Origin of the sequence: Murimonas intestini, assembly GCF_024622195.1 — a bacterium.
Classification (GTDB): Bacteria; Bacillota; Clostridia; order Lachnospirales; family Lachnospiraceae; genus Murimonas; species Murimonas intestini.
The window spans coordinates 427,284-450,942 of record NZ_JANKBI010000002.1 but is presented as its reverse complement, the minus strand read 5'-3'; the positions used below and the strand labels follow the sequence as shown (position 1 = coordinate 450,942).

Sequence of the window (23,659 nt, the reverse complement as noted above, 5' to 3'; positions counted from 1 at the left end):
TGTTATTTCTGGTAAAAAGAGCGGTAATTGCTTGGGATCATCCCCGTCTCTTTTTTAAATACCCGGCGGAAAGTGATATCACTTCCAAAGCCTGTCTTTTCAGCTATTTCTTTGATGGGAAGGTTTGTCAGCTCCAGCAGTTCTTTCGCCTTGCGGATCCTTCCGTCCATCACATATTCCAGAAAATTTTTATTAAAGTATTCTTTAAAGATCCTGCTGGTGTATGCCGCCGTGTATCCGAACTGCTCAGCCACCATCTGCAGGGATAATTCACTGTTATACATGTTGCTGTCTACAAATCCTAAGATATCCCCTACGGGTTTCTGGCCTCCGGCATCATACTTTTCTTCAATTTCTTTTCCTACCCTGTACAGGTGCCGCTTCAAGCTCTCCACATCACTGTCATAATCTTTTCCGGCAAGTACTCTGCAGGGCCCTTCCCTCTGAAGTTCCAGCTCTGCCTCAAAATCTGTGATTCCATTCCACAGTTCTCCCAGCAGCTTTTTGGCTGCCTCCGGCGTCAGATTCTCTCTGGGCGCATTTCTGTCCAGTATCTCCTCCAGCTTCTTTAAGGCTTCTTCTTCCTGCCTGTTTTTCAGGTCGCAGAGCATCCCCTTCTTTTCCAGCTCAGACAATTCATAATATTCATTTCTCCGCTCAAATTCCGTTCCTTCCAGAAATCCTGCATCCTGTGAAAAGTAGCAGTATTTCCCTGCCCGCACCGCCTGGCGGAAGGAGGAATTCACAGCTATGGCCGACCAGACTGTCTTTCCCGCCCCATAAGCAGATCCCTGCATCTGCTGGTAGGCTGCAAACGACTGGTACAGTATACTCTGGATCCGCTCAAAAACCTCACGGCCTTCTGCGTTCACGATCAGCGCCACCATATCCTTTAGAAAAATATAGTAAACGGCACATATATCCTGCGGCAGCTGGCGTATGATCTTTTCTACCTCTTCATGGACAAGCTCTCCCTGATATTCTACTGTGAGGACCTGATATCCGCGATAGGGAAATGACACTCCCAAAAGAGCCATCAGTTTTTCAAATTCTTCCTCTTCTCTGCTTCCGAAAAGGACTGTCTCCAGGACTGCATTCATAAGGAGCGGCTTCTGTGCCTCTACCTTTTTTCTCAGAACAGATTCCTTTTCTACAAGAGCTCCTATTTCTTTTTCCAGCCACCTGTATTCATTCATGGTGGCATCATAGTCCATAGGTATCAGTGCTGACTCCAGGATATGCTTCAGAGGATAATAGATCCTCTTAGACAAAAATCCCGCCGCTCCCACACAGAGCACCAGTAAAACCACATAGTAAAAAACAAAGTTCAGATACAGATAACTCACATCCAGGATTTCTTTGGGAACCTCCATATAATATTTCTGGATTCCCTCCCCTTTTGTAAAATACCAGATATCTCCTATCCTCTGCACGCCCTCTTCCGCCGGAAGTTCCTCTGGCAGAGTCCCCTCCCCGTCTCCCCACAGGATCTCCCCATTCCTCACGATCAGAAAACTGGCATGATCCAGCAGGTCTGGATTGATCTGCTCCCTCATTTTCTCATCTGAAATATAAATGACAAGATTGGCGCGGATGGAAGGATTATTAAACGGGTAAGACGTCAGATACAGCATCCCCGTCTCTCTTCTTTTATTCCTGCTCACTTCCACTCCCGGCACATATCTGCTCACATTCCTTGTGCTGGTCATTTCCTCCCACTCCTCTTTTGGGATATTTTCCAGACAAAAAATATTTTCCGGGATCTTCCCGTCATAAAATAAGGCGATGGAACTGAGCGTATAGCCTCTCTCAGGGAAATAGATGAATACTGTTTCCATAAACGAGTTAAGCAGCGTATAGGCCTTCAGCTCTATGTTGCTCTGGTGAAGCTCATAAGCGCCTTCAGAAATCTGTTCATCAAATGCGCGCTTATACAGCAGGCCTTTAAACCAGCCTGTCTCGGAGAGCTGGCTTGCAAACTCCTGGATCTTTCTAAATTCCTCCTGAAAATTTCTGACACTCTGTTCAAATTTACTCTGGCTGGAATTAAGCTGCATCTGAATCTCCTTCTGTATGACAAGATGGCAGTACATTCCCAAAAAGAATGATGAAAAAAGAAACATAATGGTGAAACAGAGCAAAAAAGTCCTGGTCTTTGTCTTTATGATCCTATGCATCTTTGTTTTCATCAATCTTCCTCCTAAGTCAGCCTTTTACTGCTCCAATCATAACACCTTTCACAAAATATTTCTGAACGAATGGATATACACATATGATAGGCAGAATTGTAACCATGATAGCAGCATACTTGAACTGGTGTATATTCAGGGACGCGTCCAGCCCCATCTGTCCCACTGCATTGCCGCCTCCCTTCACACTGTTATTCACCAGCAGCTTATTCAGATAAATCTGCAGAGGCTGTAGCTTTGTGGACGGCAGGTACAGGACTGCATTAAAATAAGTATTCCAATACCCCACCGCATTAAAGAGCACCAGCACGGCTATGACAGGCTTTGACACCCCAAGTATCAAATTCTTAAGTATCTGCAGGTCATTGGCCCCGTCCAGCTTAGCCGATTCAATCATACTGTCCGGAATATCATCCATAAAGCTTCTGCAAATGATCATGTAGTATACGTTTGCTGCCACCGGCAGGATGATGGACCATCTGCTGTCATAGAGCCCCAGTCTGTTCACTACGATGAACAGCGGAACCATTCCCCCCGAAAAATACATGGTAATAATAAACAGTGTGTTCAGCTGCTTCCTGAGAAAAAATTCCTTTCTTGACAGCGGATATGACGCCATAAAAATCACTGCCGTGCTCACTGCCGTTCCCACCACTGTATACCAGATCGTATTTGCGTAGGATGTCAGAAAGCTTTTTGTCTGCAGGACCTGCTTATATGTGTTCAGCTGAAATCCCTTTGGCCAGAAATAGACCTCATTTCGTATTGTTGCCATGGGATCACTTACTGAATTTGAAAATGTATATAGGAACGGGTAGAGGGTGATGATCATGATAAGTGCCAGGATCACCACTATTACTCCATGGCCCCAATGTATCTTTCTGTGTGTCTTTTCTTTCACTCTTCCCACCTCCCAGAAGTGCAACAGTTCAGATAACCTGAGCCGTTACTTAGAATATACTTACCCCTTTTACCTTTTTGCTTATTTTGTTTACCGAAAGAAGGATCACCACGTTAATCAGAGAATTAAACAGCCCAATAGCTGTCGCATACCCGAAATCCGCTCCCAGTATACCTTTTCTGTATACATAGGTGGATATAATGTCCGACACTGCATACGTGCCGGGGGAATACATCAGGATCACCTTTTCAAACCCGAGGCTGAACATCCAGCCGCAGTTGAGGATAAACAGTGTCAGGATCGTAGGGACCAGGCTGGGCAGCGTGATCTTCATTGCCAGCTGGAACCTGTTCGCCCCGTCAATCTTGGCTGCTTCATACAGGTCCTGGCTGATCCCTGCAATTGCCGCTATGTAGATAATAGAATTCCACCCAAAGTTCTGCCATACTTCTGATCCTACGAATAAAGTACGAAACCAGGACGCATCTGACATAAATGCGATACTGTCAAGCCCCAGCTTTGCCCTCAGAACATTTACCAGGCCAAAATTAGGATCAAACATGCTGATCATCATACCGATTATGACTACTGTTGATACAAAATGCGGCAGGTAGCTGACCGTCTGGACCACCTTTTTAAACGGCCCGTTTTTCAGTTCGTTGAGCATCAGCGCGAAAATGATTGGAATCGGGAATCCCCACAGCAGGTTCAGAAAGCTGAGCAGGAATGTATTCTTGATAACCCTGAATGCAAAGATACTGGAAAAGAATTGTTTAAAATTCTCCAGCCCTACAAATTCACTTCCAAAAATACCCTTTTTTGTACTGTAATTTTCAAAGGCCATAAGAAGGCCTCCCATAGGTATATAGTTAAACAGCAGGATCAGCAGAAAAGCAGGCAGGACAAGAAGCAGCAGGTATCTATCTCTTTTAATGAGATTTATCGTTTTTTTCATAGGAATCAGTCTCCTTTTTTACCAGCCTCCCCAGGTATGTTCCCGGGGCGGCTTCTTATCTGCTCATCTGTCTATTTGCCTGTGGCTTCCTTATATCTGGCATATTGTGCCGTCTTAATATCCAGTATATCCTGAAGCCCGATGTCATCCAGCGTCTGAAGATATTCATCAAAATTATCTAAAGACTCAGCCCCTGATATGAATTTATACAGTGCTTCCTTATAATAAGTCTCCAGATCAGGCCATATAGAATTGTATACATTATTTTCCTCCGCTGACGGCAGCATCATCGGCTGCGCATCTACCATATTGGGAGCCAGTGCGTTAGCGCATTCTTCCACCACGCTTCCCTCATATTTCTGCAGAAAATTAACAGGTGTGTCAAAGACCAGGATTGCCGGTGCGGCTCCTACTGTCCTGCAGGCGTCATGCGGTGAATATCCGTCCGGATTGTGCATGATATAATCTGTAAACTGAGGATTTCCATCCTCATCGTATGTAAATGTCTCTCCTTCAATTCCATAATCCTTTAAGATATTGCCTTCTTTGCTGTATCCCACATAATCGATCCACCTGATGGCAGCTTCCGGATTTTTGCAGGCGCTTGTGATACCGTAATATGTCCCTGTGGGGAATCTCATGGAAATATTCCTGTTACCGTCCTTGTCTGCCGGAGGCGCTATCATCACGTAATTTACATCCGGGCATGCATCAGACGCCAGGGAATCAGCGCGGCTGAGCCAGTCTACCGGCTGTCCGCAGTAGGCCCCAACTACGTCCTGGGCAATATAGCTCTCAAGGACATCGTTCTTGGCATCCAGTTCCTTATAGATCAGGCCTTTTTCGTATAACTGATTCAGGAATTCCAGATTTTCTTTCATCTCCGGGGTTGCAAACAGGAAGCTGGCATTTCCCTCCTCGTCATATGCATAGCGGTTATCATTCGTGGCAGTATACGGGAAACCTGCCCCTGTGCCAAAGATTCCCACTGCCCCTTCCAGATCATGGTTCAGGAACGGTATCTCGTCCTGTATGCCATTTCCATTCGGGTCCTGTGTCGCAAAAGCTGTCAGCACTTCGATCCACTCATCATATGTAGCCGGTTCTTTCAGCCCTAATTTATCCAGCCAGTCTTTTCTGATGGAAATAGAAACAGGTACATACTCATTGATGGGATACATCACATCCATCACACTGTAAATGTGCCCGTCAGGAGCATACATCATGGATGCAAAATAAGGATCTGTCTCCAGAAGATGCTTAATATTGGGAGCGTATTCATCAATCAAGTCATCCAGCGGGATGATCACTCCGTCCTCCGCGTATTTCATCACACCTGTGTTAGTAAATGCCGGAGGGATCTGTGTGATATCCGGCAGGCTTTCCCCTGATGCCAGCCTCACCTGGACAGCTGATTCCCAATCGCTGTAAGGATAGACCTCATAATTCACCTTAACGCCTGTCCGCTTTTCAAATTCATTCCAGACAGGAAGTCCGTCGGCATAGCTGTAATTAGACAGCCAGCTGTCATATCCCGCATAAGTGAGTTCAATCTCACCAGGTTCACAGATGGGAAGATTATTTGATATCTCTTCCTGCTTTTCCGTTTCTGCTGCCGCACATACTCTCACATCTCCTGCAGCCGCGCCTGAGAGGAGCATAGCTCCCATAGTTATTGCTGTCACCCTTAAAATACTCTTTTTCATACCTGTTCTCCTTTCTTGTGTCTGCACTCTACAATCTCAAATCTCCAACAGCTCTTCCAGTCTTTCATATGGATACTCCCGCACAAATTCCTGTATCTTTACAGGGGCTCCTCCATTTTCATGGGAACGTCTGGCAGCCTGCATCAGCACCTGCGTATACAGTGCACATACCGCCTGTGAAGGCAGCCTCTCCCCTGCAAGCAGGCATTCTACTGCTTTATCCAGATGGTTCTTTACAGACTCTTCAAAAATATCCAGGCCGGGACCTTCTGTTATGGCCGGCTTCCAGATATGCTCTAACTCTTCCCCATGCTTTCTGAGAACGGCCAGTTCTGTAACATTTTTTACCACAGCCTGCCCTTTCGTCCCGCCTATTTCCATGTATTCACTTTCGTGGCGCCATTTACCTTCTCCCCCTCCGATCAGATTGCCCACAACTCCATTATCCCGGAACAGGAAGTTTATAGTAAATCTCTTGTAATAGAAATGGTTTTCCGGCTTTGTAAAAAATGCGCTCACTGTTTTTACAGGCCCCGCCATATGGGTCAGCATATCAAATCCATGGGGATAAACATTAAAGAACCATCTGTATGGATCCTCCTCTTTCTCCGGGTCATATGGATCGTGGCTGAATTTCAGCGTAAGATAAGTGAGGTCTCCCAATTCACCGCTGCCGCTCCACTGTTTCATGAGTTGATAGGGTATCGTGAATCTTCTGTTGAAGTTTACACCGAAATCAACCCTGCGTTTTTGGGCCTCCAGTACCATCTCATATGCCTCTTTTACATTTATGCCAAGGGGTTTTTCTGTAAGTACTGCCTTCGCGTATCCGCTTTGAATTACTTCCATTATTGCTTTGTACTGATCTTTCTCCTGTGTTACCACGTCTGTCAGGTCAGGCCTTTCTTTTTCCATCATCTCTGATATGCTCGTGTATGCCCGCACATGGAATTCTTCGGCCCGGACTTTAGTCTTTTCACTTGTCCTCCCGCAGACTGCACAAAATTCCACATTGGGATTGGCTGCATATGCACTCGCATGCCTCCGTCCAAATCCTCCTGCGCCTACCATCGCTACCTTTAATTTCTTCATGTCATCCCTTCTCTCTTATATGTACCCAATTCCCCGTCCGGGCCGACTCTCTTGCTCTTACTGCTGCCTCCAGCGCCAGATAACCATCCTCTGCCGTGGCAGCCCAGCCTTTTTCACCCCCTTTAAGCACCTCTATAAACTGCTTCAAAGTATATCCGTCTCCGATTCCATATGGCTCCTCCTCATATTCTGCCAGAATTTCTTCTCCTTTCCGGATCCTCAGCCTGACACATTCACTGATTTCCAGAAAATATCCTCTGCTGGTAGCTATCTCTATAGAACCGTCCCTGTTTCCAGGATAACAGATCGTATTTACAAAAGTAGTGGTACAGCCTCCTTCATGTTCCATTACAATAACTGCATGGTCTTCCGTCTGTGACTTCCGCATATAATCCTCAGGCAGGGAGGCTATGCTTTTCTGCTTCGTATACCCCCAGATCATATCAGCCTTTCCCGCGATCCACATAATATAGTCGATCATATGGCCTGCATTTTCAATCAGAAGGCCGCCTGATGCCTTTATATCCCAGAACCACCTGGGCGGCGCCCAGATATCAGGGTCAGTGACTAGTGCATATCTTGCCAGTATAGCTGTGGGCCTTCCGGCTTCTTTATCCATCCACTGTTTTGCCCTCTGGAAATTGCCTCCCTGGCGCATCTTAAAATTCAAAAGAACAGGAACCTCCGGATGGGCTCTGCATATATCCAGTATCCTTCTGCCCTCCTCAAGTCCGGTTGCCAGCGGCTTCTCACACAGGACCCCGATCCCTTTTTCTACTGCACAGCGTATTAAAGGTTCCCTCAAAAACGGCGGTACACATATGATCACTCCATCCAGTTCTTCCTGGTCCATCATTGAAATACCATCATCATAACAGTGCGTGATCCCATATTCACTGCATACCTGTCTGCGCCTGCCTGCATCTGCTTCCGCTGCAGCCTGCAGAATAACATGATCCCCCATGGCTCTGCACTGTTCCAGATGTGTCCTGGCTATTCCGCCTAAACCTATGATTCCTACTCTGACAGCTCCCGGCTTTTCCATCATTTTCACGTCTTTTTTGCACCTTCTCCCTTTTCAGTTTTGTCCGTCCACTCCAGTTCTTTTATATTCTCCCAGACTTTTTCCAGTCCGATGGAAGGAATCCTCAGAAACAGCCTGGAAACCGGCAGCTCTGACACAAATTTAAAATGCAGCTTCTTTTCCCTGCGATATATTTCAAAAGAAACTGTCCCGCTGTAGGTTGGAAAGCCCAAGATGCGGACATATCTCTGAGTACTTTCACAATCTTCCTGCCGGTTATCCTCCTGCCAGTCATCCCGCAGCCATTCTTCCTCCACGCCCTCCCCTATCACAAGCCCGCCGTCCTCTTCATGGACAAGGGCATCACGGAGCATCAAAAACAACTCTGCGCTGACCCAGTTGTGGGGGAGATTGCAGTCAAATAGATCCCATCCCCTGTACGGCAGGATATTGCCAAATCCCCAGTCCTGACCACCATATACGGGAATTCCCCGTTCAAAGCAGCCTTTTCCCTCATTATATCCGTACATTCCAGGCACGTCCTGATATTCATAGTACCGCTCCAGCATTGTGCGGTATTTGGAATGTTCTCCAAGGAGCAGATAATTATGGGCCTGTGCAGCCTCAAAATACGTCCAGTCAAATCCGGGCCTGTACTCTCCTCCCCTGTTCCTCCACACATTCCACCACTCTTCAAATTTATCCCTCACCATCTCCTTTGGAAAAGCCTGCGTAGGCCAAACGGCGCATCCAAAAGAATAGATTCCCTGAAGCTCCGGAGTCTCCAGAAACTCCTTCGGATAGTAAGCATAGAGGGCTTCCTTTAATTCTTCTTTCCTTTTTCCGTACCGCAGCGACTCTTCTTTATATCCAAGCTCTCCAGCACAGAATTCTGCCTGCTCCAGCCCAAACACAGCCCAGCAGTTGATCCAGTATATTGGGATATGGTGATCCATCACTCCCTGTATCAGTCCATCCTCTGACGGATGGCACACCAGTCCGCAGACCATGCATGCCCGTATAAAGCTGGTCACCATCTCTGTGGAGCAGTCAAAAATATCTTCCTCCGTATCCAGCATTCTTTCTATCCATTCAGCTTTTCTCCTGATGGCAGGATATACCTCACTGAGCCATTTTTTGTCCCTTCCAAAACGGTAATGCTCGCAGAGAGCCCATATTCCTTCCGCCGGGGCGTCTGCCTCTGATCCGAAGCCTCCTGCAAAATCCTGGAATATCAGCCTCTTCAATGCCTTTCCCGCCATCTCGCCCATCCCGCACTTTTCCAGCGCATTTATAATATATACTCCGTCTCTCAGCCAGAATAACGGGTAAAAGCTGGTCTCTATCCTTACATCATCACCTGTCACCATCAGAAGCATGTGCAGCAAAGTCCCATAGAATGCCTGTTCAAACCTTTTATCAGGAACTTTAAGCTCCAGTTTTCCAAACATTTTTTTCCAATACTCTTTCACCTGTTCCTCTGCCTTTTGGGGATCAGCTTCCTGTATACCTGTGAATTTTACAAGTCCGCTGGCCTTAGACTTTGGCAGATAGACCGGAAAATGCCATGCCAGTTCTTTTTCCTCGCCTTCCTTTAGATTTACCTGATACTTTAGTGCCGCGCTGCACCAGCCGTTCTCCTGAAACCCTCTCCGTTTTTCAGGAAGTTCCCTCTTTAAGACCCAGGAAGAGATATCTGCCTCCCCTTTTTCAAAATCCTCCGCTCCATAGCCGTCATACGGAACAGTTCCCTGTACCAGCGGGAAACCATTGATCTGGACTGTTTTATTATCTTCAGCCTCCACTGATTCAATAAAACCGCCGCATGCCCCATATGAATGCAGGACCATATAGACTTCAAGGGACGTCTGCTTCTTTCCATATAAAAACAGCCTTTCTGTATCTGTATAGGTCTGACGCTTTACATTCCCGTTTTGAAACAAGTGTGTGCGGACACTGGCTGTACCTGTTTCCCAGCTGCATACAGAAACAGGTATTTTACCCTCCAGAAAGTGCCATGAAAAACTTTCCAGTTTCATCTGCTCCGGAATATACCACGCCTCCTCGTCCAGATCGTAGATCCAAAGAGATACCCCAAAAGATGATATACCCGGTGAAAAAGAATTTCCCGGCTCGACCCAGGTTTTGTAACATTCCAGCGAACCAGGCATTCCTATCACCATATGTGTATCACTGCGCGGCCAGATCCAGTCCGGATGTCTTTTTTTCATTTCCAGAAATTCATAAGATGCCATCTTTCCCTCCTATTCAGCTTACTCCTGTGGTTTGCCTTGTATTAATGTCAAGATACCATTCCATCCGGGGCTTTACAACTTTCAAAATTTAAGAACAGCATTCACTTTTTGTCCTTAGATTTATCTGATAAAATAATGAATGCTAAAGACAATTACTATCTCTTGCCAGAACTTAAAATATTTTATATGATAAATATCACAAGTAATTATGAAAGAAGTTATGAAGGAGGAATTTTGTGATGAAGGAATTGAAATTTTCGCTCTGCCTGGACCCTGTTTTTACAGATTATGATTATTACGACCGTGTCAGGATTGCTGCGGAATTAGGCTTTGATGGTATTGAACTGTGGGATATCTCCCAACTGGATGTGACAAAGCTCAGAAATGTCTGTGAAACTTCCGGTATACGTGTTGCTAATTATAACTGTCTGGATGCGTGGGAGCAGAATATGTCACTTCCATTCGGCCAGATTAAAAAGACTGTACAGGAATCTCTAAAGAAGGGAAAGGAACTTGACGCCAGAAATATGCTTGTCCTGGCCGGTATGGCAGAAGGGCGCGGAAGCAATCCGAAAAATATCCTGATCTCTAATCTCTCCCGGATCGGGGAACTCTCTGCAAAGGAAGAGATCCATGTTAATCTGGAGCCTTTAAATACCCTCGTGGAGCATAAGGGTTATACTCTTGATTCCTCCGCAGACGGTTATGAGATCATAAAATGTGCTGACTGCCCCTGGATTGGACTTGTCTATGATATTTATCATATGCAGATCATGGAAGGAAATATTATCTCCAATCTTACCCGGAATATCTCTCTCACCGGCCATATCCACACTGCCGGCTGTCCGGGACGCCATGAGCATTTCCTGGGAGAAAATGATTATCCAAATATCCTGGCTGCTGCGGCCTGCGCTGATTATGACGGATATATCGGCCTGGAATACTTTCCGACCTATGATTCCAGAAAATCCGCCTCTGATGTGCTGAACTACCTGAAAACATATCCGGAACGTATTTGACATTGCCCATCCAAAGTGGTATAATCATCGAAAAATAATAGATTTCCCAGATTATGGGATTGCAGCGTATTTGAAAATTCATTTGAATATATATCTCAAAGAAGAGAGTTTCCGATAATTGCATGTTATCGAAAACTCTCTTCATGGTTAGGGAGCAAAAGCGTTCCAGGATGTATTTGAAAAATCATTCCGGCGCTTTTACATATAATTAATTATAAGAAAGAGAGGACTTTATTATGGCAGAAACAGAACGTATCGAAAACATGTGCGGCGGCAAGGGACATGTAATTATCAGCCACATTCTCGGTGAAAAAGAGTTAAACGGAAAATGCGGGCTTTATGCAAAAGTTACAATTGAGCCCGGATGCACACTTGGATATCATGAACACCATGGCGAGAGCGAGACATACTACATTCTCTCCGGTACAGGAGATTATAATGACAACGGTACTGTCCGCCCTGTAAAACCGGGCGATATCACCTTTACCCCGGATAACCATGGACATGGGCTGGATAATACAGGCGACGATGACCTGGTCTTTATGGCGCTTATCATTAACGACTGAAAGAACTCTGACTGATTCAGGGGAGGCAATGAATGGCTTCATAAGTCAGAGCTTCTGCCTGCCTCTGCAGCATCTCCTCATGCTCTTTCCTGTCTCTGCTTATAAATTCATAAGTAAGATACCTGGGAGCGATCTCCTCTATCAGGTCTCCTATCCCCGGAGCAGTAAAGGGCTGATGCAGGTCTATCTGAAAGATATCTCCAAATACCTGGCACCATCTCTCATAATAATTTTCTTTTAATGCCTTTGGTGACGCCAGCATCTTCTTCACAAAATCCCCTGTAAGGGACTGGTTCAGGTGAACTCCTTTTATATAGGAGATAAGCTCCCTGTGAGCCTCCAGCTGTTTTTTTACATAGCTGCAGGCCTCTTCCTGGGTGCGCAGCTCCAGGTCAGTATGCAGCAGATGCCCAGTATCCAGCATAATGCCCTTATGAGGATAATGTACGCCTTCCAGCATCATTCTTGTTATTTCAGGTCTTGTGAACGTGAATCCCGGCCACCACAGATTCTCCATAAGAAAATCAAATTCATACCCCTGTCCGTCCAGCAGCTCATTAATAAGCTCGCATACTGCCCCGACCACCTCTTCATCCTGATAAGCAAATCTGTATGTATAGGATTCTTCGATTTTAACTTCGCACACATGGAATACTACATACTGTGCCCTGATTTTCCGGGCAAATTCCAGATCAGCCCTGAACGCATTGACCAGAGCGCTCCTGTCGCAGCCTCCAAATACATTTTTCACCTGCTCCATACTTCCATATTCTTTTATCAGAGCGCTGTTTCTTCCTTTCCACAGGTCCAGCCAGCTGTTAAATGAGCGCAGATGCACGCCTATCACCAGTTCTTCCGGTATCAGGCATTCTTTTTCATCTCCAAGATTCTGATACTCATATCCATCACAGCCAAACTGTCTGCAGAACGCTTTCAAGTCTTCAGCACCCTCATACCTTGACAGATCGTCAGGGCTGCTTGTCAGATTGATCATCCTTTTCATTTTCTGTCTTCCTTCCTGATATAGCATTGCAGTCTTTTTGATTTTTTATTGCGCCCCGGACAATTATGAATTATACTGTATCTGTTCAGTACCTTCACAGTTACATGCAAAAATCCACTAAAATCGCTTTTAAAGTTATCAATTTATAAAGAAAGGGCTTATTACATGAATTTCTCCAATATATTAAAAAAACCCGGGCTCTCCGGCAGCACATTAAAGATCCTTGCCATCATCATAATGGCTATCGACCATTTTGGAGCAGTTGTGATATCTCAGGGCATATTAGGAAATCCGGCGATCCGGGCTGATCACGCACTTTGGCAGAACTGGTATACCTTCTACCGGATTACCCGCAATATAGGACGCTCTGCTTTTCCCATCTTCTGCTTTCTGCTGGTGGAGGGATTCCTTCACACAAGCAACCTGAAAAGATATACCCTGCGCCTGTTCCTCTTCGCCCTTATTTCAGAGATCCCATTTAATCTGGCTATTTCGGGAACTTTACTTTCACCGCATTACCAGAATGTGTTCTTTACACTTCTCATCGGGCTGATCACCATAGCTGCCGCTGACCGCTTCCGGGACAAGCCGCCCGTGCAGGGCCTGATCTTTGCAGCCGGCATGGTATTGGCCTACTTTTTAGAGACAGATTACGACTACAAAGGAGTCCTTCTGATCGTAATCCTCTATGCATTCCGGTATAACAGGCTGCAGCAGGTCATCTGGGGAGCTATCTCCGTATTCTGGGAGATATTCGCCGTGTTTGCCTTTCCTTTTATATGGCTCTACAACGGAAAGCGCGGCATCAGGCTGAAGAGCTTTTTCTACTGGTTTTACCCACTCCATCTGCTCGCCTTCTGGGGAATCGCCCAGCTGCTTCTGAAATATATCCATTGAGCTGAATAGTTACAATTAAGGGGATGCTGCAAAACTGCAGAATCCCCTTTTACTCTTTAAGTATCACCGTTGAGTCTGGAAAGTCTCTCCCGTCAGCCTTCAACGATCAGATACTGTCCGTTCGGCAGAGAAAAGACTTCAGCTGCTGCTTCCAGTTCATCATCTGACATGTCAGACGCATCCATCCCGCTGTCTTCCAGATATTCTTTAACTTCTTTTATTGAGTCTACTACAACTGCCATGCAGTCCTCCAGAAATGCTTCTGCCTCTTCCGGTGTCTCCGCCACCTTTTCATCAAAAAGCTGCAGCTGGTTCTCTAAAAAATACTGCAGGCATTCTTCACTATATTCTCCCATTTCAAACCTCCTACTATTTTTATTGCCGCCAACAGCGGCTGAAACAATAATGTTCTCTTGTCCTACTCTCCAAGCAGGGTCTTAAGGACCTTTAATACGCCGTCATTTACATTTTTATCTGCCAGATTATTAGCTGCCTCAATGACAGCAGGCTGTGCGTTTGCTACCGCATAGCTTTCCACTGCCCTTTTCATCATTCCCAGGTCATTGTGGTTATCTCCAAACACCATGGTTTCTTCAGGCAGGATATGCATCACTTCCTGTATTGTTTTGATAGCATTTCCCTTGTCTGTTTTTTTATCCATGAAATCTATCCAGATATCCCCCGCCACAGTCACATGCATCTTGTCACCCCAGCGTTTTATTGTCTCTTCTGCTATATCATGGATACCTGTCTCCTTATAAATAGACATTTTTATAATATCCAGATCCTCAGCAAGTACATCCTCCACGATCTTGATCTTGTTATGATACCCTTCTGTCAGCAGCCTGCCAAACTTCTCATCCGCCGTCTCTATATACATGGCGTCTGTGCAGGAAGCTGTCAGAAAACATCCGTCCAGGCCCCTGATATAACGTATGACGTCCTCAGTCATCTGCCTGTCCATGACAGAGGCAGACATCTGATATCCACGGCAGTTTACGTATGCTCCATTCTCACAGATAAAGATCATCTCATGGGCCACCGGCTGGAACAATTCGTAGATACTGTTATACTGGCGCCCGCTGGCCGCCGCAAACATAATGCCCTGCTCCTTTAACTTCAGTATCACGTCAAAGATTTCCCGGTTTATCCTGTCTGTACCCTCAGGCAGAAGAGTACCGTCAATATCTGATGCAATCAGCTTAATCATACTTGCCTCCTAAGACTTCTTTCAATGTTTCTTCCACAAGGTGAGTTTTATAATGGCACATTTCCCTGATACCCTCCTGGGCGTTTTCCATAGCAAAATCATATCCTGCCATCTCAAGCATCTCCACATCATTATAGTGGTCTCCAAATGCCATGTACTCTTCCCTGCTTATATTGAACTTTTCCATAAGGTCCTGCATTGCAGTACCTTTATTGACCCCCTTTGGAACCGTATCAAGCCATGCCATACCTGAAGTGACAACTGTCACTCTGTCACCAAATTTTTCTTTCCAGTATTCTTCTGAATTATTGATACCCGCCTTTTCATATACTGATATCTTCAGGTAATCTTCTGATGTCTCCAGAATATCATCTACAACTGTCACATCATTTTTCACTACATCCCTCAAATGGACAAGATACGCCGGATCTTTAGGCTGGATATAACAAGTATGCACACCAGAAAGCAGAGCCTCGCTGCCTTTTCTGTCAACCACTGTCTTTAATATCTCCTGTCCGGTCTGTCTGTCAATCACATGTTTTGCAATTATTTCATCTTTATACATGACAAGCGCACCATTTTCACATATGAATGCGATCTCATCCTTTACAGGTTCAAAAAGCCGGCAAAGATTGTGATACTGCCTTCCGCTGGAGGCTACAAATATCCGGCCCTGCCGTGTAAGTTCATGTATCAGTTCTGCCGTCCCGGGATTCAGATCCTGGGCGCCGTTTTGTAATAATGTTCCGTCTAGATCACTTGCAATTAATTTAATCATTTTGTCTCTTCACCAATTCCAAAATTTCCCATGGCTTTTCCACAATGCTCATAGCATGGTTCTTCTCCAGCTCTTCCCTTGTCCTAAATCCCCAGAGCACTCCCACAGTATACATCCCGGCTGCATTTCCAGTCTTCATGTCCGTGTCCGTATCTCCCAAATACAGACATTCCCCGGGCCTTACCCGAAATTTCTCTGCAATAGCCAATGCACCTTCCGGTGAGGGTTTTCTCGGGATCCCTTCCCTCTGCCCCTGGATGTGGTCAAAATATCCTTTGCCAAATAATGTCTCAATGACGTCAACAGCCTGGGCATCCGGCTTGTTTGAAAGCACTGCTGTTTTTATACCTTTTTCTTTTAACACTTCTAGCATATCAATGATTCCATCATATGGCAATACATGATACATACAGTCCCTGCTGAAATATTCCCTGTAAATTTTACCCATTTCGTCAAAATGCACGAATTTTGTATCTCCGGCGGCTGCGAGAGCTCTTCTGATCAGCTCATCCACTCCATCCCCTGCAAAATGCTTATACTCCTCGTATGGCTGCTCAGGAAGTCCCAGCTCCTTTAAAGCCCTGTTCCCGCAGTATGCCATGGAATCTACCGTATCTGCAAGAGTTCCGTCTAAATCAAATATAGCTGCTTTGAACATAATAACCTCCGTATCTGTTTACTTTCCTGCCGGAAAACTGTTTTCCCTCATAAAATTAACGATTTCATATTCAATATTTTCTGAATCCTTAAAGAAAAAGGCATAATAATCCTTGCAGTATTCCCGGTAATACCGGGGTTCATGGACGATCACAGCAGAAATCTCTTTCACCATTTTGAAAAGTTCGTCTACTTTCTTTTTGCTCTTTACATAGAAAGCCAGGTGATGCAGGGCGCCCGCCTTCCTCCTGCTGACTCTTTCATTTTCATACTCCCTGCGCTGGTTGACAATTCCAAAGGATAACTTTTTATTATGATATTCTATGATCTGATATTCATGATCCGGCACACTATCCTTTTCTTTCAGTGACAAATCAAAACCAAGCATAGGCAGCAGCCTGTCGTAAAACTGCTCGGCCCTCCCGATATCACTTACTGTGACGTGGATATGGTCAATCACAGGTGAGGACACAGCGCCAAGATTAAAATTATTGTACCAAATATCCATTTCTTCTTTGCTGTCAACCTCAAGCATTTTAAAAATCTCATATGCGAACTCAACTGCTGCAGTCTCATTTGCAGTGATAAATCCCCCATCGGTCACCACCTGTGCCTGTATATAAAGATCCGCTCCCCTATATCCAGGTGCGCTTTGGAATAATTCCAGCGAATCTCCTGTATGTTTTACATGATCCAGAAATCCATGGCTGCACAAAAAGAATGCTGCACCGCATATCGCCGCTATCCGCACCCCGTGTCCGGCTGCCGCCCCTACAAAGGTGGCTATATCATCATGGCTGTCCTCTTCCCATGACAGGCCGCCCGGTATGATGACCATGGCCAGACTGTGAAAATCATTATAATCATCAATCACATAATCAACCTGTGTTTTAAGGCCTCCCATTGATACCTTTGCATCATAGTCCGCAGCTATGGTTTTTACTTCATAATCAGAAAAAGAATTTGCCACCGCTATCGCATACCCTGCCTCCCAGTCACACCAACGGTCTGTCAGAAGCAATAAAATCTCATTTTTAGCCCTGTCCATAAAGCCCCTCCCTAAACTACCTCTGTTGTAACTGCCCGTCAGCCACATTCAAAGGCTCACTGTGATATTCCTTTTCCTGCTCATAATAACAAATATACTGCCATTTTTCAAGCTTATGTGGGCTCTGCGGGTTTACATTATAAGCAATCAGCCAAAGAAATACGAACGTGCAATTTGTTTTACATAGAAAAGACACCGAAAAATGTATCTCTACCTTTCTCGATGTCTTATTTGCCTTTTGGCGCTTACAGAAGCTTCGTAAACAGATCCTTTACTGTCGGATATATCTGTGCGAATTTCCTGTATTTCTCTTCGTATTTTGCAGCCAGTTCCGGATCAGGCTCGATCGTATCTGCAACTTTGACAATCCTTGCAGCTGCTTCTTCCACATCCGCATATTCATTGCAGGCTACTGCTGCCAGCATAGCGCCGCCAAGCCCCGGTCCTTCTTCAGTCACCAGCACATCTACTTTAATATTAAGCACATTAGCCATGATCTTCTTCCAAAGCGGGCTCTTCGCTCCGCCTCCGCAGATCTTTGTGCGTTCTATCTGTATTCCCAGGGATTTTGCCACTTCAAAGGAATCACGGATTGCAAAAGCTACCCCTTCCAGCACAGCCTGGATCATATCTTCTCTCGTGGTATCCATTGTCATTCCAATAAATGTGCCTCTCGCATCAGGATTGTTGTGCGGAGACCGCTCACCCATGAGATAGGGAAGGAAATATACATTATTCTCACCTAATTTCTCAATAGCTGCCTGTTCGCCTGCATAATCCTTTGATCTTAAGATCTCATCCATCCACCACTTATTACAGGACGCTGCACTGAGCATACATCCCATGAGATGATAATGTCCGTCTGCATGTGCAAAGGCATGAAGCGCATTATTTTCATCCACGCCAAAATCTCTGCTTGAGATGAAGATCGTTCCTGAGGTTCCAAGTGAGATATTGCACTGTCCGTCTCCTACAGTCCCTGTGCCTACTGCTGCTGCTGCATTATCCCCAGCCCCGGCTGCAATAACTACAGATTCCGGGAGTCCCAGTTCTTCTGCCACATCTTTCTTCAGCTTACCTACTGCTTCATAGCTCTCATAGATATCTGCCAGCTGATCTCTTGTGATGCCGCATATCTCCATCATTTCTTCTGACCAGCATTTATTCTTTACATCAAAGAGCAGCATGCCTGATGCGTCAGACACATCCGTACAGAAGGTGCCCGACAATTTGTATGCAATGTAGTCCTTGGGCAGCATTATTTTTTTGATCCTTGAGAAATTTTCCGGCTCATTTTCTTTCACCCAAAGCACCTTAGGAGCCGTAAAACCTGCAAATGCAATATTTGCCGTGTACTGGGAAAGCTTGTCTTTACCGATAACATCGTTCAGATAATTTGTCTCTTTCCCTGTTCTTCCGTCATTCCACAGGATAGCCGGACGGATCACGTCATCCTTTTCATCCAGAATGACTAGGCCGTGCATCTGGCCCCCGAAACTTATGCCCGCCACCTGTGACTTGTCACAGGCAGCTGTCAGCTCTTTGATTCCCTCCTTAACGGCATCCCACCAGTCTTCCGGCTTCTGTTCAGACCAGCCCGGATGGGGGAAATAAAGAGGATATTCTTTTGAAACAACATTTTCAATAGTTCCGTCTGCCTGCATCAAAAGCAGCTTCACGGCAGAAGTACCTAAATCTACACCTATATATAACATATATGATCTCCTATGCAAATGGATTCTCTGACTTGTAGAGCATTCCCTTCGGCTGGTTAAAGCCTATCTCATCTAACTCCACGCCAATGTACTTAAATACTTCATACAGCGCTTTTCCATAGTGTCCAAACGCAACAGCTCCATGGTGAGGATAATTGCCCTCGATCAGCACGTGACGGTAGAATCTGCCCATTTCAGGAATAGCGAATACACCGATTCCTCCAAAGGAGCGTGTTGCAACAGGAAGTACTTCGCCGTGTGCTATATATGCACGGAGCTTGTTGTCAGCTGTGCTCTGCAGACGGTAGAAAGTAATATCTCCAGGTAAGATATCCCCTTCCAGAGTTCCCTGTGTCACTTCTTCCGGAAGTGCCCTGGCCATGATCATCTGATATTTCATAGAGCAGAAGGCCAGTTTCTTAGAACATGTATTTCCACAGTGGAAGCCCATGAAGGTATCCTTCTGTGTATAATTAAATTTGCCCTTGATATCTTCTTCATACATATCATTCGGCACTGTATTATTAATATCCAGCAGTGTAACGACGTCGTCACTTACACATGTGCCGATAAACTCACTCAGAGCACCGTAAATATCTACTTCACATGATACAGGGATTCCCATTCCTGTCAGACGGCTGTTTACATAGCATGGCACGAATCCAAACTGAGTCTGGAATGCCGGCCAGCATTTTCCTGCGATCGCCACATATTCTCTGTATCCCTTGTGTTCTTCTACCCAGTCTAACAGAGTGATTTCATACTGTGCCAGTTTCGGCAGAATCTCCGGCTTCATATTTCCTTCGCCAAGTTCTGCTTCCATATCTTTTGCCACCTCGGCGATACGCGGATCTCCTGCATGTTTATTGTAGGCTTCGAACAGATCCAGTTCGGAATTCTCTTCGATTTCCACACCCAGGTTATAAAGCTGCTTGATCGGCGCATTGCATGCCAGGAAGTTAAGCGGTCTTGGGCCAAAGCTGATGATCTTTAACTTGGAAAGCCCCACAACTGCTCTTGCGATAGGCACAAATTCATGGATCATATCAGCACATTCCTCTGCATTTCCAACCGGATATTCAGGGATATATGCCTTAATATTGCGTAATTTTAAATTATAGCTGGCATTTAACATACCGCAGTATGCATCGCCGCGGCCCTGAAGCAGGTTGCTGCCTGTCTCTTCTGCTGCTGCCACAAACATTGCAGGTCCGTCAAAATGCTTTGCAAGAAGTGTCTCTGAGATTTCCGGTCCGAAGTTTCCAAGGTATACAACAAGCGCATTACAGCCTGCTTTCTTTACATCCTCTAAAGCCTGAACCATATGTATTTCGCTCTCCACAATACAGATCGGACATTCATAAATATCCTCTGCACCAAACTTATCTGTATAAGCTTTTACTAATGCTTCTCTTCTGGTAACAGAAAGAGATTCCGGGAAACAGTCCCTGCTCACTGCTACAATACCAATCTTCACCTTTGGCATATTTTTCATCATGTTTTTATCCTCCATCTTTCTATTTGTAAATATTGTGTTATTAATATTGTGTTGTTAGTATTATCTTATTTAATTTTGTCTTATTAATTTTATCTGCATTACTTTCTTCTTATAAAGAGAGGTTCTCTCCCTTGATTCCGTTAAATGCGCCCTCGATATGTGCGTCAGGATGAGCTATCAGCCATTTGTTCTTTGCTGCAAGGAGCCTGTCTTCATCTCCTCTGTCATGAGCCTCATCAAGCGGAAGGTTTGTGTCCTTCGGCAATACAACTACACACTGGAATCCTGCCTCGTCCACATGGCACGGAGCATAATGAAGTGTTGTGGCATAGACCTCAATGACTGTGCCTGCAGGCACAAGAAATGCCTCTATCTTAGCTGAATCATACGTCATATCAGCTTCAATATCCTGCTGGCTGCCCAGCATAAGCACAAGATCTGTCACCGCTACATTTATTTCTGATGACCGGTGGTACTCCACCCCGTTCAGCAGCTTATTGTGGCCATTGCAGTAGCCTATCTGGATGGGAAGCTCCCCGTAGCCTTTTGTCTGGAACTCTTCAAATACACTGAGCGCTTCCAGCTCCGGCACTGACGGCACATAAGTCACATCCTCCGGTACAGGTGTAACTTCCTTCACCTTCGCAGCCAGCTCTGTACAGTCGATATCTGTAATCACATGGCCATACCGCGCAAATGAAACATCCGTCACTTTTTTAATCTCCAACATAAATTGTCCTCCTTCAGTAAATCCAAAATGGTCAGACAGCCCACAAAACCTCCGGGCCATTTAGTTCAATTACTAAACTTTATAAATTGAGTATACTTCCATTGGTGCTGGCTGTCAACTATTTCTTTTGGATTTTGATAAAATTGCTGTTTAGCTGATTAGAGGCGGGAGGACGCTTTGCATTTAAGCAGTGAATCAGCATGAGGGACAGGCGGGCGAGAGGGTTCGTGGTGAAGGACTTGAGCGAGGAGATGAAACTCTTAGGCTCCGGAGGCTGCGGTCATACCGTCCGCCGACATTAGGAGGGGGACTTACAAAAAAAGTGAGCGCTTGCGCTCAAGGGCGGAGCTGTCTGAGGGGTGTTTGCATCAGCAAACGCACCGAGTTTCCGCCCGCCTTTTGCGTTTCAAGCAGCCTCCGGGGCCTTAGAGTTTCACGACGCAGCGGTTCGGACTTGAACCACGAACCCTCTCGCCCGCCTGTCCCTCCCGCTGATTCACTGCCTACAATGCAAAGCGTCCTCCCCGCCTCTAATCCGTCAAACAGCAATTCCCTCTTCCACTTTTCCCCATAAAATGATATACTTTTTCCGTGTGCCGCATTACAGTGGCTTTATTATAGACAAATACATGCATAGATATCATGTTTACCATTTTTGAAAGGGGAATAAGTACCGTGGCCTTTTATGACGCTATTACTGAATTTATTTTTATAGAAGATCGGCCTCAAAAATCTGACATCATTTTTATACCCGGCAGTGATTACGGCTGCCTGGCTGCCCATGCGGCTGCTCTTTATAGGGAGGGGCTGGCTCCATATGTCATGCCTTCCGGGAAGTACAGCATTCTTTCTAATGGATTTTGCCTGCCTCAGGATTCATCAAAATATCTGGATAATAAAGAAAACCTGGACTCTATCCAAACAGAATGTGATTATCTGAGCGCTGTTCTCATGCAGAATGGGGTTCCTGCTTCTGCTGTGCTGCCTGAGCCTGAAGCCTCCTATACTTATGAGAATGCAATTTTTTCCAGACGCCTGCTTGATAAACTGGGGATCACCATACATACAGCCATATTATCCTGCCAGGCATATCATGCCAGGCGCTGCCTGCTGTATTACCAGCTCCTCTTCCCCGAGGTCAGGTTCTGTGTCTCTCCTGTCATTACCCGGAGGATCAGCCGTGACAACTGGTTTTTAGATCCTGATAAGATTGATAAGGTCTTAGGGGAGATGGAGAGGTGCGGCAACCAGTTTCATAACATATTAAAAGAAATGCTTCCAAGTGAGGGAACCGGAATGGGAGGAAGGGAATCATGAGAAGAAAAGCGCTAAAAGCAGCTTTCCCACATACATTTCCTGTCATGGCAGGATATCTTTTCCTTGGCATAGGTTTTGGCATTCTTTTGGAAAGCAAAGGATTTGCTTTTCCCTGGGCCATCCTCATGTCCATTATTATTTATGCCGGCTCTATGCAATATGTGGCAATAGACCTGCTCGCAGGCGGGGCATCTCTCATTTCCACTGCCATTATGACTGTTATGATCCAGATACGTCATCTTTTTTATGGTCTTTCACTGATCGATAAGTACAGAGATGCAGGCAAGAAAAAATTCATCCTTATTCATGAGCTGACTGATGAGACATATTCTCTGATATGTTCCTGTGACCCGCCAAAAGGTGTTGACAAAAATATGTTCTATCTCTCCATCTCCATGTTGGATCATCTGTACTGGATCATTGGCTGTACAGTTGGTTCGATTTTTGGTTCACTTGTTGAGCTTAACACAAAAGGGATCGATTTTGTCATGACAGCGCTTTTTGTTGTTATTTTTACAGATCAGTGGCTCAATGCTCAGGACCGCCTTCCTGCTGTCATCGGGCTCATCTGCTCAGTAGCCTGCCTGCTTCTGTTCGGTCCCGGGAATTTTATCATCCCTGCAATGATCTCTATTTTAGCCGTGCTCACTGTACTGCGCGGCAGTCTTGAAAGGAGGAGTGAGAGAATATGAGAATTTCAGATTTTCAGACATTTTCCATGATACTTGTCATGGCTGTTATCACATTTATGATCAGAGGTCTTCCATTCCTGCTCTTTCCAGGGAACAAGAAAACTCCGGGCTACATATTATATCTGGGCAAGGTGCTGCCCTATGCAATTATTGCAATGCTGGTCGTCTATTGTTTAAAGGAGGTTTCCGTAGTCACCGCGCCTTATGGGCTGCCGGAATTTATCTCCATTATCGCTATTGTTCTGGTCCATCTCTGGAAGCGTAATACGCTCTTAAGCATTGGCGGCGGTACCCTTCTTTATATGTTTCTGGTCCAGACAGTATTTTGAATTTACCCCTTTCCTTTTTTGTAAAAAAGTATTACAATAGCTATATCTATTATGGCTGTAACTGTTCAATATATGACC

22 protein-coding genes are annotated in these 23,659 nt (G+C 45.4%); 6 read left to right on the top strand and 16 right to left on the bottom strand.

Features of this window, described 5'->3' with window-relative positions:
- Window positions 1-2: 2 nt before the first annotated feature.
- The 7 genes from NSB28_RS05960 to NSB28_RS05930 form a co-directional block, all read right to left on the bottom strand.
- Window positions 3-2,189, bottom strand: a complete 2,187-nt coding sequence (locus NSB28_RS05960) for a helix-turn-helix domain-containing protein (protein ID WP_109625645.1) — start codon at window positions 2,187-2,189, stop codon at window positions 3-5.
- Window positions 2,190-2,205: 16 nt separating this feature from the next.
- Window positions 2,206-3,090: a carbohydrate ABC transporter permease gene (locus NSB28_RS05955; RefSeq protein WP_109625644.1), complete on the bottom strand. Its 885-nt coding sequence runs from the start codon at window positions 3,088-3,090 to the stop codon at window positions 2,206-2,208.
- A 49-nt stretch (window positions 3,091-3,139) separates the two neighbouring features.
- Window positions 3,140-4,045, bottom strand: coding sequence for an ABC transporter permease (locus NSB28_RS05950; RefSeq protein WP_109625643.1), 906 nt, complete (start codon window positions 4,043-4,045; stop codon window positions 3,140-3,142).
- 71 nt (window positions 4,046-4,116) lie between these two features.
- The gene (locus NSB28_RS05945) at window positions 4,117-5,751 is read right to left on the bottom strand and encodes an extracellular solute-binding protein (protein ID WP_109625642.1); all 1,635 of its coding nucleotides are present in this window, start codon (window positions 5,749-5,751) and stop codon (window positions 4,117-4,119) included.
- A gap of 36 nt (window positions 5,752-5,787) precedes the next feature.
- Window positions 5,788-6,843 carry a Gfo/Idh/MocA family protein gene (locus tag NSB28_RS05940; RefSeq protein WP_109625641.1) on the bottom strand — a complete coding sequence of 352 codons (1,056 nt, stop codon included), beginning with the start codon at window positions 6,841-6,843 and terminating at the stop codon, window positions 5,788-5,790.
- A gap of 1 nt (window position 6,844) precedes the next feature.
- Window positions 6,845-7,891 carry a Gfo/Idh/MocA family protein gene (locus tag NSB28_RS05935; RefSeq protein ID WP_109625640.1) on the bottom strand — a complete coding sequence of 349 codons (1,047 nt, stop codon included), beginning with the start codon at window positions 7,889-7,891 and terminating at the stop codon, window positions 6,845-6,847.
- A gap of 2 nt (window positions 7,892-7,893) precedes the next feature.
- The gene (locus NSB28_RS05930; protein WP_109625639.1) at window positions 7,894-10,122 is read right to left on the bottom strand and encodes a glucosidase family protein; all 2,229 of its coding nucleotides are present in this window, start codon (window positions 10,120-10,122) and stop codon (window positions 7,894-7,896) included.
- 239 nt (window positions 10,123-10,361) lie between these two features.
- Here NSB28_RS05930 and NSB28_RS05925 point away from each other — a divergent pair, with 239 nt between their 5' ends.
- Both NSB28_RS05925 and NSB28_RS05920 read left to right on the top strand, forming a co-directional pair.
- Window positions 10,362-11,141 carry a TIM barrel protein gene (locus tag NSB28_RS05925; protein WP_109625638.1) on the top strand — a complete coding sequence of 260 codons (780 nt, stop codon included), beginning with the start codon at window positions 10,362-10,364 and terminating at the stop codon, window positions 11,139-11,141.
- Window positions 11,142-11,377: 236 nt separating this feature from the next.
- Entirely contained in the window at window positions 11,378-11,707 is a 330-nt protein-coding gene (locus NSB28_RS05920; RefSeq protein ID WP_109625637.1) for a cupin domain-containing protein, read from the top strand.
- A gap of 16 nt (window positions 11,708-11,723) precedes the next feature.
- On the opposite strand, the gene NSB28_RS05915 is transcribed toward NSB28_RS05920, so the two are convergent.
- Complete coding sequence (locus NSB28_RS05915; RefSeq protein ID WP_257497670.1) at window positions 11,724-12,710, bottom strand: TIM barrel protein; 987 nt, start codon at window positions 12,708-12,710, stop codon at window positions 11,724-11,726.
- Window positions 12,711-12,875: 165 nt separating this feature from the next.
- Between NSB28_RS05915 and NSB28_RS05910 the strand changes: the two genes are divergently transcribed.
- Window positions 12,876-13,607 carry a TraX family protein gene (locus tag NSB28_RS05910; protein WP_109625635.1) on the top strand — a complete coding sequence of 244 codons (732 nt, stop codon included), beginning with the start codon at window positions 12,876-12,878 and terminating at the stop codon, window positions 13,605-13,607.
- Between the two features lie 92 nt (window positions 13,608-13,699).
- Here the strand turns inward: NSB28_RS05910 and NSB28_RS05905 are convergent, their stop codons facing one another.
- The 8 genes from NSB28_RS05905 to NSB28_RS05870 all read right to left on the bottom strand — a co-directional run bounded on the left by NSB28_RS05905 (window position 13,700) and on the right by NSB28_RS05870 (window position 21,243).
- Entirely contained in the window at window positions 13,700-13,963 is a 264-nt protein-coding gene (locus tag NSB28_RS05905) for a glyoxalase (protein WP_109625634.1), read from the bottom strand.
- Window positions 13,964-14,025: 62 nt separating this feature from the next.
- A complete protein-coding gene (locus tag NSB28_RS05900; protein WP_109625633.1) occupies window positions 14,026-14,817 on the bottom strand; it encodes an HAD family hydrolase in 792 nt (263 codons plus the stop codon).
- Window positions 14,810-15,595: an HAD family hydrolase gene (locus NSB28_RS05895; RefSeq protein ID WP_109625632.1), complete on the bottom strand. Its 786-nt coding sequence runs from the start codon at window positions 15,593-15,595 to the stop codon at window positions 14,810-14,812. Before NSB28_RS05895 ends, NSB28_RS05900 begins: the two co-directional genes overlap by 8 nt.
- Window positions 15,588-16,253, bottom strand: coding sequence for an HAD family hydrolase (locus NSB28_RS05890; RefSeq protein WP_109625631.1), 666 nt, complete (start codon window positions 16,251-16,253; stop codon window positions 15,588-15,590). Before NSB28_RS05890 ends, NSB28_RS05895 begins: the two co-directional genes overlap by 8 nt.
- 18 nt (window positions 16,254-16,271) lie before the next feature.
- A complete protein-coding gene (locus NSB28_RS05885; protein WP_257497671.1) occupies window positions 16,272-17,300 on the bottom strand; it encodes a DJ-1/PfpI family protein in 1,029 nt (342 codons plus the stop codon).
- Window positions 17,301-17,545: 245 nt separating this feature from the next.
- A complete protein-coding gene (gene xylB / locus NSB28_RS05880; RefSeq protein ID WP_109625630.1) occupies window positions 17,546-19,015 on the bottom strand; it encodes a xylulokinase in 1,470 nt (489 codons plus the stop codon).
- A gap of 10 nt (window positions 19,016-19,025) precedes the next feature.
- A complete protein-coding gene (locus NSB28_RS05875; protein ID WP_109625705.1) occupies window positions 19,026-20,510 on the bottom strand; it encodes an L-fucose/L-arabinose isomerase family protein in 1,485 nt (494 codons plus the stop codon).
- Window positions 20,511-20,622: 112 nt separating this feature from the next.
- On the bottom strand, window positions 20,623-21,243 hold the full coding sequence (locus tag NSB28_RS05870) for a DUF4867 family protein (RefSeq protein WP_330665345.1): 621 nt from the start codon (window positions 21,241-21,243) through the stop codon (window positions 20,623-20,625).
- A 675-nt stretch (window positions 21,244-21,918) separates the two neighbouring features.
- On the opposite strand from NSB28_RS05870, the gene NSB28_RS05865 reads away from it, so the two are divergent.
- The 3 genes from NSB28_RS05865 to NSB28_RS05855 are packed head-to-tail and all read left to right on the top strand — an operon-like array spanning window position 21,919 to window position 23,581.
- The gene (locus tag NSB28_RS05865; protein WP_257497672.1) at window positions 21,919-22,560 is read left to right on the top strand and encodes a YdcF family protein; all 642 of its coding nucleotides are present in this window, start codon (window positions 21,919-21,921) and stop codon (window positions 22,558-22,560) included.
- The gene (locus tag NSB28_RS05860) at window positions 22,557-23,252 is read left to right on the top strand and encodes an AzlC family ABC transporter permease (protein ID WP_109625628.1); all 696 of its coding nucleotides are present in this window, start codon (window positions 22,557-22,559) and stop codon (window positions 23,250-23,252) included. Before NSB28_RS05865 ends, NSB28_RS05860 begins: the two co-directional genes overlap by 4 nt.
- Window positions 23,249-23,581: a branched-chain amino acid transporter permease gene (locus tag NSB28_RS05855; RefSeq protein ID WP_109625627.1), complete on the top strand. Its 333-nt coding sequence runs from the start codon at window positions 23,249-23,251 to the stop codon at window positions 23,579-23,581. The genes NSB28_RS05860 and NSB28_RS05855 overlap by 4 nt, the downstream gene beginning before the upstream one ends.
- The last annotated feature ends 78 nt before the right edge of the window (window positions 23,582-23,659 follow it).

Excerpts from the sequence above, each read along its gene's own strand:
- NSB28_RS05875 (WP_109625705.1), bottom strand. The coding sequence starts at position 20,510 with ATGAAAAATATGCCAAAGGTGAAGATTGGTATTGTAGCAGTGAGCAGG.
- NSB28_RS05960 (WP_109625645.1), bottom strand. The coding sequence starts at position 2,189 with ATGAAAACAAAGATGCATAGGATCATAAAGACAAAGACCAGGACTTTT.
- NSB28_RS05940 (WP_109625641.1), bottom strand. The coding sequence starts at position 6,843 with ATGAAGAAATTAAAGGTAGCGATGGTAGGCGCAGGAGGATTTGGACGG.
- NSB28_RS05930 (WP_109625639.1), bottom strand. The coding sequence starts at position 10,122 with ATGGCATCTTATGAATTTCTGGAAATGAAAAAAAGACATCCGGACTGG.
- NSB28_RS05915 (WP_257497670.1), bottom strand. The coding sequence starts at position 12,710 with ATGAAAAGGATGATCAATCTGACAAGCAGCCCTGACGATCTGTCAAGG.
- NSB28_RS05935 (WP_109625640.1), bottom strand. The coding sequence starts at position 7,891 with ATGATGGAAAAGCCGGGAGCTGTCAGAGTAGGAATCATAGGTTTAGGC.
- NSB28_RS05870 (WP_330665345.1), bottom strand. The coding sequence starts at position 21,243 with ATGTTGGAGATTAAAAAAGTGACGGATGTTTCATTTGCGCGGTATGGC.
- NSB28_RS05855 (WP_109625627.1), top strand. The coding sequence starts at position 23,249 with ATGAGAATTTCAGATTTTCAGACATTTTCCATGATACTTGTCATGGCT.
- NSB28_RS05925 (WP_109625638.1), top strand. The coding sequence starts at position 10,362 with ATGAAGGAATTGAAATTTTCGCTCTGCCTGGACCCTGTTTTTACAGAT.
- NSB28_RS05890 (WP_109625631.1), bottom strand. The coding sequence starts at position 16,253 with ATGTTCAAAGCAGCTATATTTGATTTAGACGGAACTCTTGCAGATACG.
- NSB28_RS05950 (WP_109625643.1), bottom strand. The coding sequence starts at position 4,045 with ATGAAAAAAACGATAAATCTCATTAAAAGAGATAGATACCTGCTGCTT.
- NSB28_RS05900 (WP_109625633.1), bottom strand. The coding sequence starts at position 14,817 with ATGATTAAGCTGATTGCATCAGATATTGACGGTACTCTTCTGCCTGAG.
- NSB28_RS05885 (WP_257497671.1), bottom strand. The coding sequence starts at position 17,300 with ATGGACAGGGCTAAAAATGAGATTTTATTGCTTCTGACAGACCGTTGG.
- NSB28_RS05920 (WP_109625637.1), top strand. The coding sequence starts at position 11,378 with ATGGCAGAAACAGAACGTATCGAAAACATGTGCGGCGGCAAGGGACAT.
- xylB (WP_109625630.1), bottom strand. The coding sequence starts at position 19,015 with ATGTTATATATAGGTGTAGATTTAGGTACTTCTGCCGTGAAGCTGCTT.
- NSB28_RS05945 (WP_109625642.1), bottom strand. The coding sequence starts at position 5,751 with ATGAAAAAGAGTATTTTAAGGGTGACAGCAATAACTATGGGAGCTATG.
- NSB28_RS05860 (WP_109625628.1), top strand. The coding sequence starts at position 22,557 with ATGAGAAGAAAAGCGCTAAAAGCAGCTTTCCCACATACATTTCCTGTC.
- NSB28_RS05910 (WP_109625635.1), top strand. The coding sequence starts at position 12,876 with ATGAATTTCTCCAATATATTAAAAAAACCCGGGCTCTCCGGCAGCACA.
- NSB28_RS05895 (WP_109625632.1), bottom strand. The coding sequence starts at position 15,595 with ATGATTAAATTAATTGCAAGTGATCTAGACGGAACATTATTACAAAAC.
- NSB28_RS05905 (WP_109625634.1), bottom strand. The coding sequence starts at position 13,963 with ATGGGAGAATATAGTGAAGAATGCCTGCAGTATTTTTTAGAGAACCAG.